The organism is Sphingomonas oligophenolica (genome assembly GCF_006438955.1).
GTDB lineage: Bacteria > Pseudomonadota > Alphaproteobacteria > Sphingomonadales > Sphingomonadaceae > Sphingomonas > Sphingomonas oligophenolica_A.
This window is the reverse complement of record NZ_RCZK01000023.1, coordinates 1-12753: the sequence shown is the minus strand read 5'-3', so window position 1 is coordinate 12753 and position 12753 is coordinate 1. Positions and strand designations below refer to the sequence as shown.

The window sequence follows — 12753 nt, the reverse complement described above, 5'->3', positions numbered from 1 at the left end:
AGTCACGTCGATCGCCGGTTCGCTCGCGGCCGGCTCCGATCCGAATACGTCCGCCGCGCCCTCCAGCAGCCGGGATCGCCACTGGTTGATGAGGTTTGGATGCACGTCATACTGCTGCGCCAACTCGGCCAGCGTCTTCTCACCCTTTACGGCAGCCAGAGCTACCTTGGCCTTAAACGCCGGGCTGTGATTCCGGCGGGGTCGCTTGCTCATCTTGCCTCCTGGGGCGGCCAACATGGCCGCGGTCAGATCGGCAATCCACTTATCCCCGCTGTTCAGATTTCCCGAGCCACCTCTGCAGAGATCGAGCGCAGCTCGAGCGCTGGTGAAACCGTGTATTTCAGCGTAGCCGACGCGCCTTCGGCGCGATCGACGCTCGGCTGTTGCGGCACCCCGACGACCGCACTCGACTGGCGGTTGCCTCCGGTTGGCTGAATCAGCGGCGACAACGGCGCGATGCAGGTCTTGCAGATCGTGTTCGTCCCCGCCGGGCTGCCAGGCGCGACCAGCTTCAGCGTCGTCGCGTCATACTGGCCCACGGTCTTGCCGAGCGGGTTGTACGATATCAACTGACTGAAGTTCGGCGTGTTCTCATCCTTCGCCTTGTCGTAGGTAACGGCCGCGCTGAAGCGATCGACCGGGGACCATTTCGCGGTAATGTGGCCGCCTTCGCGGTTATAAGAATTCCAGCCGGTCTGGCCTGCGAGCGGATCCTTGACCGTTGCGCCCTGACATTGCTGGACGCCATCGAGCTTGATTGCGATGTGCGCGAAATCGGGCAGGTTGACGTGGCCCTGGATCGTATGGCTGCCGTAATTGCCAATTCCGGCGATAACCCGACCACCGAACACGCCGGTTGGCTGCGCGGTCACGATGCTGACCGCACCTCCTTCGGTGTTACGTCCGAACAACGTGCCCTGCGGCCCCTTCAGCACTTCGATCCGCTCGACATCGAACAGCGCCGCGTTGAGCCCCTGCGACCGTGCGAGGTAGATGCCGTCGATGTAAACGCCGACGCCCGAATCGCGCGCGGTCTGGTTCTGATCGAACGGCACGATGCCGCGAATGCCGACGGTGAGCGCCGACTGGCGTGCCTCAAAGGTGGCGACGCGTAGCGACGGCACCGATCCGTCGCCGAGATCGAGCAGGCTCTGAACATGGCGCTGCTGGATGTCCTTGGCGCCGACCACGTCGATCGCGATCGGCGTCTTCTGCAGATCGGTCGTCCGCCGGGTCGCGGTGACGACGATGTCGGCGAGGCGGTTCTGATCGGGAGCGGGCGGAGCCTCGGCAGGCCCTTGCGCGGCGCTATCGGCGGCAACGATCGTCTGTGGGCCGACTTGTGCGAATGCGGGTGTCGCGGCGGCCAGCGCACTCAGGGCGCCGCTCGCAAAAAAGCTGGCGCGAACGCCCGGAAAGTAGAACATGGAAATCCCCTTTCGGCACGATTCCTTGAGGGTTCCGCTAGCCGCGCGGCGCGTATTGCCGGTGACTCTTCGGTGACGCGCACCGACTTTGTTATTTCATTTTCGGTTCATCCAATCGCAGCGCCTTCAAAGATTCTGTCGGCCAGCACGGTATATGGTCTGATACTGGCGTATTCTTGGTCCGTGATTAAAGGATTTTGCCCATTCCGATGATGAACGCCAAAAATACAGCGGTCACGCCGATGCGGTATACGTCCCGCGGCTATGATGATCTACTGCTTAGACCCAATAAACGCACTACTTGGCTATGATCGGTATACCCACGCGCCACACAGGAACCGGGGCTGATAATCCAGGGATCGGTGAACGATGGTTTATCGTCTCGCTATTGATCCTGGTTGCCTGCATCGCGCGCGCTCAGACCTTCGGAAATCCGGTGATCGGCTTCGACGAGCAATTCTATGCTGTGGTGGGTGATCGGCTACGGCAGGGCGCACTCCCTTTCGTCGATATATTCGACCGCAAACCGGTCGGGTTATTTCTCATCTACGCCGCGTCCAGCGCGCTTGGCGCGAACCCCTTGTTGCAATATAAGCTGGTCGCGTTGGCATTCGTCGCGGCGACGGCGTTTCTTATCTATGCGATCGGGCGTAGAAACGCCGGTGCACTCCCCTCGGTGCTCGCCGCCGTGCTGTACATCGCGTGGCTCAACTTCATGGAGGGTGAAGGCGGGCAGTCGCCCGTCCTCTACAATTTGCCCATGGTTGCCGCCGCTGCGATCATCATCGCCAGTTCCCGCCAGGCCAGTCCGCGCCGCACCGGCGTATGGGCCATGGCGATCGTCGGCCTGGCCATTCAAATCAAGTACAGCGTGATCCCCGAGGGTATCTATTTCGGGTGCTGGCTCATCGTCCGGGCGTGGCGCAGGGGTGAGCGCGGCAGCACCCTTGCCACATCGATCGCGGCTTGGGTTTCTATCGCGCTGCTGCCGACAGCGCTGGCGTTTGGTGGCTACGCCGCGGCAGGTCACGCAAAGGCCTTTATTTTTGCAAACTTCTTGTCGGTATTCGCTCAGGGAGGGCAGTCCATCGGCACTCAGGTTGCCGGGATATCCGTCATTCTCGGTATCCTGGCGCTCCCGGCGCTGTTCGTCATCATCGGATGGCGCGGCCGGACGCGCCTAGACCTCGAGCACACCCCTTTCCTGCTTGGTTGGCTGTTCACCGCGATCGCCAGCCTCGTCCTGTACGGTCGCTTCGCCAGTCCGCACTATGCGCTGCCGGTTCTCCTCCCCCTCACGTGCCTCATTGCGCCGGTGATCGGGGCGGGGCCGAACTGGCGCAGATCGGGAATGTTGCTAGCGCTGGTCGGACTCATCGGAGGGCAGATCGTCCTTGCCACCAGCGAGAGCCGGAAGGGAGGCAGGCGCGAGGCGGAAGCCGTGGCGCGCGCCGCGCACACTGATGGTCGCGGCTGCATCTATGTCTACGACGGCTATCCCGCGCTCTACCTGCTGACGCATTCGTGCCTGCCGACCCGGTGGAGCTTTCCCGGCCATCTCAATACGGCGGAAGAAGCCAATCCCGCAGCGCTCGGGGTCGACCCGACCAGCGAAGTCGCGCGGATCCTGGCGACTCATCCGATCGCGATCATCGACGACTTCCCGCGATTCAGCGGCGGCAATCGGGTCACGCACCGACTGCTGCAGCAGGCGCTGGACGACGATTACACGCTCGCCGCCTGTGTGCCCACCGGCCCCCACCGCGTCAGGCTCGTCTATCGACTGAAATCGGAAGGCGTGCCGCGACCACGCGGCTGTCCCGACCGGGCCGCGCTGCGGCTCGGTCGATAAACGACTCAGGCCGCCCGCGGCATCCCGATCGTCTTGGCGGCGTAGGTAGCGAACAGCTCGGCGAAATGATCGTCCATGGTGCGCACGGGAATCGCCGATAAGGGAATGCGTGGTTGCGGCGATGCCGCGACGAACGCCGCGATCGCATCGCGGAGCGATCTCGCACTGCCCGCCCGATAATGTCGTCCCCAGCACGCCTGGACGTGATCAGCAGCCCCACCCCGGTCGGGCGCGATGATCGGCAGGCCGCTCGCCGCGGCCTCGGCGCCGACCATGCAGAACGTTTCCGCCTCGCAGCCGTGGACCAGCGCATCGGCGCTCGCCATGATGTCGGCGAGTCGCGCGCGGTCGTGCACGGGTCCCGCGACGACCACATGAGGCGATCCGGCGACGCGCGCCTCCAATGCCCGTCGGGTCCGCCCCTCGCCCACGAGTAGAACCCCGATCGGTGCGGTCGCGCCCGCCGCAATCGCGGCATCGATGACCATGCCCCATCGCTTTTCGGACGAATAGCGACCGATCCCCAGCAATAGCGTCGCCGTCGGGGTGAGCTCGCATCGCGCGAGCAATTCCTCCCGAAGCGCTTTGTCTCGTTTCGCCGGGCTGAACATTCCGGGTTCTACCCCCATCGGAACGGTGGCCACCTTGGTCAGTCCCCCCTTCTGCAAGCGGGCGGCCAGGTCATCGCTGGCGCAGATGACGAAATCCATGGCATCCCCCAGAAAGCGGAGGTGTCGCCAGAACCGATCGAAGCCGCGATCGATCGTCGCCACACTCGCCACACCACCGAACCACCGATACGCGTACGCTGACAACGGATCGGCATGCATCACCATCGACCGCGTCGCCGAGCCCCGCCAGCGCGCGACCATGGCGGCGCTCGACCACGGCGATGACACCTCGACGACATCGGGACGCCATTCGTCGAGTTTGCGGTGAAGCATGGCTTCGTCGTCGAAATAGCGATATCGCCGGTCCAATGCCAGGCGCGGCGACGGGATCGTGATGACGACACCCCCTTCTACGGTGGTACTACTGTAGTCGGCCCCCGGTGCTAGAACGATCATCTCATGCCCCGCGGCAGCCGCTGCCGCGAGCTTGCGATGCATATACGTGCGCACGCCTCCACCATGGGGAGTGTAAAAAGCGCAGACATCCACGATTCTCATCGGCCTCTCCCACTTGTCCGGGCCGTACAGCAGAGGCCGCCGCCGTGGAAGTCCGCGGCGCCTTGCCTTGTGAAAGCAGGGCGTGCGAGGGAGAACCAGCAGCCATGACCGCACTGGACCCCGCCACAACTACATCCGGACTGTCGCAGCTGTATCGCGATCTGCGCAGCGACCTGTTGCGATTTCTGGTCGCCCGGCTTGGCGATCCCGGCGAGGCGGAGGAAGTCGTTCAGGATCTTTATCTTCGTATCCACGCCCTGGCCGAAGGGCCTGTCGCGAATGGCCGAGCATATCTGTATCGCGCCGCCCAAAATCTGGCTTTCGACAAAGTTCGCGAGCGGCGACGACGGCTCACGCGAGAAGGGCAATGGGTGGGACTGCACCACCCTTCGTCGCCGGGGACCGAGCCGATAGACCGTCGGGCCGACGCTGAAACGATGATGGTCGACCGCGAAGAAGCCACCGCTCTGTTTGCTGCAATCGCAACCCTGCCTCCTGGTGCCGGTCGCGTGTTTCGACTTCATAAGCTCGATGGCGTGCCGCATGCAGACATCGCGCACCAGCTCGGCATCAGCCGCAGTGGCGTCGAAAAGCATCTCGCGGTCGCAATGGCGCACCTACGCCGGGCGATGATCGATCGGTGAGCAGTGGGCTGCGGTATGATCATGGAACGGCGTCATCTGAACGAACAGGGACGGCGCGTCGGTAACGGCTGGCCGAGCAGAGGATGAGCGACGACGTAATTCTGGAAACAGCGGCCAGTTGGCACGTCAGGCAGGGCGCCGACGACATGGACTGGCTGGCGTTCGAAGCCTGGCTTGAAGCCGACCCACGTCACCGCGGTGCCTTCGATGATGTGGCGATGCTTGATTTCGACATCGACCATCACCGCGATCGGCTGCGACAGGTTCAGTCCAGCATAGCGCCTGTCGACAGAGCGCAGAGATGGTGGCGACCGCTGCTGCTTGCCAGCGGTGCCGTCGCCGCGGTTGGCGTGGTGACGGTCGTGGCTCGTCAGCCGGATTCCTCGGAGCCACGGGCGACAGGCATAGCTAGTAGCTACCAGGCCACGGCAACCTCGCGCGATGTGCGGGTCGCCGGTGCCGGCATCACTCTGGCGCCGGGGAGCGGAATCAAGGTTCACGACGACGACGCCCCTCGGATCGCGCTGACTGGCCGCGCGGTCTTCGCGGTCCGCCATGATCCCGCTCGGACCCTGACGGTTCGCGCGGCGGGCTATGCTATTCGTGATGTCGGCACCCGCTTCGAAGTCGTTGCCGGCGCTGGAACCATCCGCGTAAGGGTTGCGGAAGGCGAACTAGCGATTCACGCGGTTGCTGCCGACCATGGCGAAGTCCGGGTCAGGGCCGGTCAGATGGCGACCGGGCTCGCAGACGGAACGATCACGATGGCCGCCTCGACCACCGCGGCGTTGGACGGTTGGCGCAACGGTCCGCTGGTCTACGATGCGATGCCCTTGGGCCTGGTCATTGCGGACGTGGCTCGCGCGACCGGGCGGCCGGTTCGGGCCGACAGCGCGGTGGCCCAGCGACCGTTTTCGGGTGTATTGGCGCAGGGCGATAGCGCGGCGATGATTGACACTCTCGCGACGCTTGCGGGACTCGAAGCCAGGAGGCGGGGTGAGACGATCTATTTGGGCGATCGCGTTCGTCGTTAGCGCCGTGTCGGCCGCGCCCGCGGTGGCGCGTGATGCTCGCTTCCGGATCGACGTCCCCGCCGGTGACCTGACCGATGCGCTGGCAACTCTCTCCTCGCAGACCGGCGCATCGATCGGCATTGCAGTCCATTCACGTGGCATCGAGAGCAGTGCAGTGCGTGGGCGGCACAGCGTTGCTGACGCGTTGGCGATGATGCTGGCCACCACGCCATTCGCCGCGGAGCGCATCGGACCGACCATCTGGCGACTGATCCCGCGGCAACCCCCTATTGATCGTGATGCACCCTCCATTCGACCGCTTGCCGATATCATCGTTACGGCACGCAAGATTCCCGAGGCGCTCTCGCGCATAGCGACACCGATAGCGGTTTACGTCCCACGCGCGGTCGCCCGAGCGCGAGGTTCGACGGGCATCCACGACGTTGCCGCCACAATCGAAGGGTTGAGCGTCACCAACCTCGGCCCGGGGCGTGACCGCCCGTTCATTCGAGGAATTGCCGACAGCCCGTTCAACGGGTTCAGCCAATCGACCGTCAGCGTGAATATCGACGACGCGCGCGTTACCTACGATGCGCCGGAGCCCGGCTTGCGGCTCGTTGATATTGCCCGGGTCGAGGTCCTCAAGGGTCCGCAAGGCCCGCTTTACGGCACCGGCGCCTTAGGCGGCGTCTACCGCATCGTCACCAACCGGCCCGTACCCGGCTCGTTCGACAGCGTCGCGACGATGGGTTTCGAGCAAATTGCCGATGGAGGGGTCGGAGCGGACGCAAGCGGCATGATCAACGTTCCGGTGTTTGCAGCCCGAGCCGCACTCCGATTTGTGGGCTACGTCCATGCGGAAAGCGGCTGGGTCAAGAATGCAACGGCGACCGACAAGGTCAACGATACGCGCATCCTTGGCGCGCGCGCAGCCTTTCGTATCATTCCGGCGACTGGGTGGACCGTGGATGTCGGTGCAACACGGCAGCGCATCGACGTTCGCGACAGTCAATATGTCGATATCGATGCGGACGATCTCACCCGGTCGAATCGCTTACCCGAGCCTTCATCCACCAAGTTTAGTCTTGTCAGCGCGACCGTTGCCGGTCCGATAGGCGCTCAGCGGCTTACCCTCGCGACGAGCCATGCCTGGCAAGACAGTAGCGAAACATACGACCTCACCCCCATGGCGAGCGCATTGGGCTTTGCGTCTGGCCGAACCTATGTCGACAGTCGTCGGCACCGCGTATTTGATCAGGAAGTCCGCGTCGAATCGGCGGAAGGCCACCATTTTGCGTGGACGGCGGGCGCATCCTACCTTGCGGCGACCACCGTTGCCGTCGGAACGCTGCGCGATGAGAATCGCCGCGCGCTTCCCTTTTCCTTCGCGCTTCATCGCGCTGCGACCGAAGCGGCGTTGTTCGCGGACGGGTCTCTTGAAATCCTTCCCCGGATGCGAGCGGGGCTTGGCGGTCGTCTCTTCCGCGCCACCACCAACGACGAACGCCGAGAGGAGATTGATGTGGCAGTTACCGCGCGTGCCCGCATCGGCATCACCCCCAGCGCGTCGCTGACCTATTCGCTTGCAGAAGACCGCATCGTTTACATCCGCTTCGGCACCGCCTTCAGGCCGGGTGGGCTGGATCCCACCAATATCACCACGGCGCGCTATGACTCCGACGAGATCCGAAGCATCGACGTCGGTTCCAGAGTGTCACTCGACCGTGGGCGGCTGTCGCTGTCCGGAGGCGGTTTTCGATCGAGCTGGTTCAACGTGCAGTCGGACTATCTGCTGGAGGATGGTCTCGTCGGCACGCGCAACGCGGGGGATGCACTTATTGTCGGTTTTGAAGGCGCGGTGGAATGGCGCCCCGGCGACTGGTCGCTTCGCGCCTGGGCAACTGCCCAACGAGCCAGACTGGAGAAGGCGCCGGAAGGGGTCGACCTCCCCGCCGACCGTCGGCTTCCCATCGTACCCGATTTAAGCGCCAAGCTGGAGGTCGACCGTACAGTAACCATCGCTGATCGACGCATTACGTTCACTCTCGGGGGGGCGTACAGGGGCCACTCACGTCTCAGTTTCGACCCGGGGCTTGATCGCGCTATGGGAGGATATGCCATATTTCACGCCGATGCCTTCACCACGGTCGAGGGCCTGGGCGTTCACCTTGGGGTGAGCAATCTCTCGAATAACAGGGCCGACAGCTTCGCTTTCGGCAACCCCTTCCGGATCAGGACGGAGCGACAATATACGCCGTTGCAGCCACGAACAATCAACCTGTCCCTTGCCAGTCACTTCTGAAGCCCATTGCGGTGTCAGCAGCCTCAAACTGCGGATGCACTTGGCAGCGGCGTCATGAGGGTCATGACGCCTAACCCGATTAAGGAAGCTGGCACCCCGCGGCGTCTTCTTCTCTCCATCCACGATGTGTCGCCGCGCCACGACCGCGAAGTCGCGATGTTGCACGACCATCTCCAGCACGACGGCGATACGCCACTTGCGCTCCTAGTCGTCCCGGATTTCTGGAGCAGCGCGCCGATCGTTCCCGATTCCCCGTTCGCCCGGCGGCTACGCGGATGGGCTGAGGCTGGCCATGAGATATTCCTGCATGGCTTCACGCACCGCGATGACACGATCCACAATTCGCGCTCGGCCCGCCTGAAGGCACAGCACATGACCGCAGGGGAAGGCGAATTCCTAGGGCTGGAGCACGCGGAAGCCAGCGCGAGGATAGCCAGCGGCCGCCGGTTGATTGAGGACGTGACCGGTACCCCGATCGCCGGCTTCGTCGCACCCGCGTGGCTGTACGGGGATGGCGCGCGCGCGGCGTTGGAGAACCAAGCGATTGCGATCGCCGAAGATCATTGGCGTGTTTGGGAGCCCGTTGGTGGACGGACGCTGGCGCGTTCGCCCGTCATCACCTGGGCGACCCGGACCAAAGGACGCATGGCGTCGTCGTTAATGGTGGCAGCGCTGGCGCGCCACGTACCGCTTCCGAGGATCATGCGCGTGGGAGTGCATCCGGGCGATTGCGGCGAGCATTCGGTGATGCGCAGTATTGCGCGTACCGTCCGCTCGTTCCGCGGCTCGCATCTACCCAGCCGCTATGCAGATCTGGCTGGGGACCTCGCATGCGCATCTTGACGTTTCTGCACAGTTTCGAGCCTGGTGGAGTCGAACGCGTAGCGCTTCGGCTGGTCGCCCGCTGGCGGGATATCGGGATCGACGCGCCGCTATTCATGGGACGAACCGACGGGGCGCTGCGTTCCGAACTGGCCACCAACCTGAGCTACGCCTCCCCTGATCAACCCGCCATCGGCACCGCCTGGTGGGAGACGCTCTGGATGATCCGCATGCTGCCGCGACACATCCGCCGGACCGCGCCCGACGCGCTGTTCTGCGCTGGGAGCACCTACACCATCGTTGCGATCGCCATGAAGCTGGTTCTAGGGCGCGCCTGCCCCCCGATTCTCGCCAAGATCAGCAACGACCTCGTGCGCGCCGATCTTCCGGCACCAGCCCGCGCGATGTGGAAGATCTGGCTCCGCCTCCAGGCCCGGTTTATCGACCAGTGGGTTGTTATGGACACCGCGATCCTACCCGATGTCGCGACGCATATGGGGAATGTCGAACGGACGGTGATCCCCGATCCGGCGATCGATCGGCTGCCGCCGCTGCGATCCCTGCGAGTGATCGACCGCGGCACACGCTATGTCGCGGTCGGTCGTCTGGCGCGCCAGAAGAACCACGCACTGATGCTGGCTGCGTACGCGGAAGTTGCCCGCCCCGACGATCGGCTCACCCTGATCGGCGAGGGGCCGCTCAGATCGCGACTTGAACAACAAGCCGCGGGCCTCGAAATCAGCGCGCAGGTTCATTTTGCGGGGCACGTCCCGAACGCGGCCGAAGCGATGCGCGATCACGACGTGTTGCTGTTATCATCGCGGTACGAGGGCGTACCGGCCGTCCTGATCGAAGCGCTCGCGGCGGGACTGAAGATCGTCTCCACCGACAGCGGGCCGGGCGTGCGATCGGTGCTAGCCAACGGCGGGCTTGGCACCGTGGTCGTTCAAGACGACACGCTGGCCTTCGCCGCTGCCCTCGCCGCTGCCCCGACCAAGCCGGTCGATGTTACGTCCGCCCGCAAACAGGCGCAAAGGTTTACGCTTGACGCTGTGGTGACCGATTATGTCAGCGCGATCACGCAAATGGTGAGCATCGCCCGACGGCCCATCGCCACACGTCCGGCCGATGCCGTGGAGCACGCCGCGTGAAGGAGGCGACCTTCGATTACCAAACCGATCGGTTCCCACGCCTAGTCGCATTCTGGAACGCCAGCTGGCGCGGAATCGACGTTCAGCAGTGGGCGGGTCTGCTGCTGTCCGGGGCGATCTTGTTGGCCGTCGGGCTACAGCTCGGTCGAGGGGGGCTAACCGCCCTCGTTGAATCGCCACCCCGACGACCGGCTTTCTGGGTGGTATTCGGGCTGCTCTACGCGCTGCCGTCGGCTTGCGAATGGCTCATCTTCCGTCGGCTATGGCGTCTGCCGCTTTCCGGATTCGTCGCATTGCTTCGTAAGCAGGTCGCGAACGAGTTGGTGCTCGGCTATTCCGGTGATGTGCAATTCTACCTCTGGGCGCGCGGCAACCTAAAAATGGCCAATTCACCATTTGGCGCGGTTAAGGATGTCGCTATTCTATCTGCAGTTGCCGGCAATGCCCTGACCGTGATCCTCATGATCCTAATTTGGCCGCTGCTTACCGAAGCAGTTGCCGGTCCCCTGGCTCGCACCTTCGCCTGGTCGGTTGGAATGATCGCCGTGACATCGCTCGTGCTGTTCGGTATTAGACGGAGACTGTTCTCGCTGGGGCGGCGCGACCTGCTGTTCGTTTTCGCCGTGCACCTCGGACGGATCCTCGGCTGCCTCGCATCATTGGCGATCCTTGCTCACCTGATGCTTCCCCATGTTGCGGTGGGATGGCTACTCGTGCTCGTTACCCTGCGCATGATGCTGTCGCGATTGCCACTGCTGCCTGCAAAGGATGTCGTCTTCGCAGGATTGGTCGCCATCCTCTTCGGGCCGGAGGCGCAAATCGTCCTGGTAATGGCGCTCATCGGCAGCCTGATCATTGCTACCCAGCTCGTTGTCGGGCTTGTCACTGCCCTCCCCGTGTTCACCAGCCCCCGGAGTTTCGCATGATCCCCCTGGCTCTTGTGGCGATCACCGCACTGCATGCGGTCCCTCAACGCGATCTGGGGAAAGCGGAAGGTGCTTGTCGCCCCAGTGAAACGGGGCCTGCTTTCATGGTGCAAGTTGATGGGCTGAAAGACCGGAGCGGCTTGCTCAAGTTGGAGGTCTATCCCTCGACTGATGCCGATTTTCTCGATGACGACACCCATCTCGTGGAAAAGGGGCTGGTCTTTCGGCGCGTTGAGGTTTCACCCGCAATGACCGGACCGGTGCGCATCTGTGTCCGTGTCCCCTCTCCCGGCCGTTATGCGATCAGCCTGCTCCACGATCGGAACGGCGATCATCGGTTCAACATCTCGATCGATGGAATAGGATTTGCGAGTAACCCGAAACTGGGGTGGAGCAAGCCCAAAGCTTCGAACTCTTCGGCCATCGCCACCAGCGGCATCACGCCAACAGTCATCGTGATAAACTACAGGCATGGTCTTTCCATGCGACCAGACCGACCGTAGCCCGAAAGATTATTATAGCGGCAGTCACCGCTGTGATTTTGAATAAGCGTCGAAGCGGGACACTCACCAAACTCAAGGTAACAGTTTGGAAAGTCAGAAGAATATGGGATTAGAGGGGTCCCGATCAGCGCCGATCGGGACCCCCTAAAAATTCATATTATTTTCCGTTTTCAAATAGTTATACTGCAAGCTGATGGGGTTCCGTTTCGACGCTTATCCACAGATCTGGCAAATGCCAACGCCACGAGGCACGCCTTCAAAGTGAAACTTGCGGCGAACCCTGCGCATTAAGTGTGCGATTGCTTGACCTCGGCAAGTCTCGACAGTTCGGCGTCCAAGCTAGCTAAGCGCGAGTAAGCCTTCGGTGAGTACCGCTGCTACGCGGCCTTAAGCAGAGCGGTTGGTGTTCGCCAGTTCCAGGGCAACAGTTCGTTTAGCCGGTTCTGGGGCATGTCGGCGATGCGCGCGAGGACGTCGGCGAGCCATGCCTGTGGATCGATGTCGTTGAGCTTGGCGGTGCCGATCAGCGTGTACATGAACGCGGCGCGCTCGCCGCCGCGATCCGAACCGGCGAACAACCATGCCTTTCTGCCGAGGGCTATGCCGCGCAGCGCTCGTTCTGCGGCGTTGTTGGTCAGGCAGATGCGGAGAGGTGGCTCGGGAAATCTGAACAGCGGGGATAAGTGGATTGCCGATCTGACCGCGGCCATGTTGGCCGCCCCAGGAGGCAAGATGAGCAAGCGACCCCGCCGGAATCACAGCCCGGCGTTTAAGGCCAAGGTAGCTCTGGCTGCCGTAAAGGGTGAGAAGACGCTGGCCGAGTTGGCGCAGCAGTATGACGTGCATCCAAACCTCATCAACCAGTGGCGATCCCGGCTGCTGGAGGGCGCGGCGGACGTATTCGGATCGGAGCCGGCCGCGAGCGAACCGGCGATCGACGTGAC

The 12753-nt window shown here is 63.2% G+C and carries 12 protein-coding genes and 1 pseudogene; 9 read left to right on the top strand and 4 right to left on the bottom strand.

The window, feature by feature from the left end:
* Together EAH84_RS15065 and EAH84_RS15060 are read right to left on the bottom strand one after the other, a co-directional pair.
* Nucleotides 1–213: transposase (locus tag EAH84_RS15065; protein WP_140869304.1), on the bottom strand; the 213-nt coding region annotated here is incomplete at its 3' end.
* Between the two features lie 62 nt (nucleotides 214–275).
* Nucleotides 276–1427, bottom strand: coding sequence for a TonB-dependent receptor plug domain-containing protein (locus EAH84_RS15060; protein WP_140872801.1), 1152 nt, complete (start codon nucleotides 1425–1427; stop codon nucleotides 276–278).
* Nucleotides 1428–1734: 307 nt separating this feature from the next.
* On the opposite strand from EAH84_RS15060, the gene EAH84_RS15055 reads away from it, so the two are divergent.
* Nucleotides 1735–3279 (top strand): ArnT family glycosyltransferase, encoded by a 1545-nt coding sequence (locus EAH84_RS15055; RefSeq protein WP_140872800.1) that lies wholly within the window; start codon nucleotides 1735–1737, stop codon nucleotides 3277–3279.
* Nucleotides 3280–3284: 5 nt separating this feature from the next.
* On the opposite strand, the gene EAH84_RS15050 is transcribed toward EAH84_RS15055, so the two are convergent.
* Nucleotides 3285–4448: a glycosyltransferase gene (locus EAH84_RS15050; protein WP_140872799.1), complete on the bottom strand. Its 1164-nt coding sequence runs from the start codon at nucleotides 4446–4448 to the stop codon at nucleotides 3285–3287.
* Nucleotides 4449–4552: 104 nt separating this feature from the next.
* Between EAH84_RS15050 and EAH84_RS15045 the strand changes: the two genes are divergently transcribed.
* The 7 genes from EAH84_RS15045 to EAH84_RS15015 all read left to right on the top strand — a co-directional run bounded on the left by EAH84_RS15045 (nucleotide 4553) and on the right by EAH84_RS15015 (nucleotide 11809).
* A complete protein-coding gene (locus EAH84_RS15045) occupies nucleotides 4553–5092 on the top strand; it encodes an RNA polymerase sigma factor (RefSeq protein ID WP_140872798.1) in 540 nt (179 codons plus the stop codon).
* 83 nt (nucleotides 5093–5175) lie between these two features.
* Nucleotides 5176–6126, top strand: a complete 951-nt coding sequence (locus EAH84_RS15040; protein WP_140872797.1) for a FecR family protein — start codon at nucleotides 5176–5178, stop codon at nucleotides 6124–6126.
* Complete coding sequence (locus EAH84_RS15035; RefSeq protein ID WP_140872796.1) at nucleotides 6089–8407, top strand: TonB-dependent receptor domain-containing protein; 2319 nt, start codon at nucleotides 6089–6091, stop codon at nucleotides 8405–8407. The genes EAH84_RS15040 and EAH84_RS15035 overlap by 38 nt, the downstream gene beginning before the upstream one ends.
* A gap of 54 nt (nucleotides 8408–8461) precedes the next feature.
* A complete protein-coding gene (locus tag EAH84_RS15030; RefSeq protein ID WP_241656645.1) occupies nucleotides 8462–9250 on the top strand; it encodes a polysaccharide deacetylase family protein in 789 nt (262 codons plus the stop codon).
* Nucleotides 9238–10380, top strand: a complete 1143-nt coding sequence (locus EAH84_RS15025) for a glycosyltransferase (protein WP_140872795.1) — start codon at nucleotides 9238–9240, stop codon at nucleotides 10378–10380. Before EAH84_RS15030 ends, EAH84_RS15025 begins: the two co-directional genes overlap by 13 nt.
* Nucleotides 10377–11306: a hypothetical protein gene (locus EAH84_RS15020; protein ID WP_140872794.1), complete on the top strand. Its 930-nt coding sequence runs from the start codon at nucleotides 10377–10379 to the stop codon at nucleotides 11304–11306. The genes EAH84_RS15025 and EAH84_RS15020 overlap by 4 nt, the downstream gene beginning before the upstream one ends.
* Entirely contained in the window at nucleotides 11303–11809 is a 507-nt protein-coding gene (locus EAH84_RS15015) for a DUF2141 domain-containing protein (protein ID WP_140872793.1), read from the top strand. The genes EAH84_RS15020 and EAH84_RS15015 overlap by 4 nt, the downstream gene beginning before the upstream one ends.
* 377 nt (nucleotides 11810–12186) lie before the next feature.
* Here the strand turns inward: EAH84_RS15015 and EAH84_RS15010 are convergent.
* Nucleotides 12187–12456, bottom strand: a pseudogene (locus EAH84_RS15010) (transposase domain-containing protein); the annotation flags it as partial.
* 85 nt (nucleotides 12457–12541) lie between these two features.
* Here EAH84_RS15010 and EAH84_RS15005 point away from each other — a divergent pair.
* The coding region (locus tag EAH84_RS15005) for a transposase (RefSeq protein ID WP_140869304.1) at nucleotides 12542–12753 on the top strand (212 nt) is incomplete at its 3' end.

Bases quoted from the DNA above. Each gene is read 5' to 3' on its own strand.
- EAH84_RS15015 (WP_140872793.1), top strand. From the start codon at position 11,303: ATGATCCCCCTGGCTCTTGTGGCGATCACCGCACTGCATGCGGTCCCT.
- EAH84_RS15050 (WP_140872799.1), bottom strand. From the start codon at position 4,448: ATGAGAATCGTGGATGTCTGCGCTTTTTACACTCCCCATGGTGGAGGC.
- EAH84_RS15045 (WP_140872798.1), top strand. From the start codon at position 4,553: ATGACCGCACTGGACCCCGCCACAACTACATCCGGACTGTCGCAGCTG.
- EAH84_RS15055 (WP_140872800.1), top strand. From the start codon at position 1,735: ATGATCGGTATACCCACGCGCCACACAGGAACCGGGGCTGATAATCCA.
- EAH84_RS15060 (WP_140872801.1), bottom strand. From the start codon at position 1,427: ATGTTCTACTTTCCGGGCGTTCGCGCCAGCTTTTTTGCGAGCGGCGCC.
- EAH84_RS15030 (WP_241656645.1), top strand. From the start codon at position 8,462: ATGAGGGTCATGACGCCTAACCCGATTAAGGAAGCTGGCACCCCGCGG.
- EAH84_RS15025 (WP_140872795.1), top strand. From the start codon at position 9,238: ATGCGCATCTTGACGTTTCTGCACAGTTTCGAGCCTGGTGGAGTCGAA.
- EAH84_RS15040 (WP_140872797.1), top strand. From the start codon at position 5,176: ATGAGCGACGACGTAATTCTGGAAACAGCGGCCAGTTGGCACGTCAGG.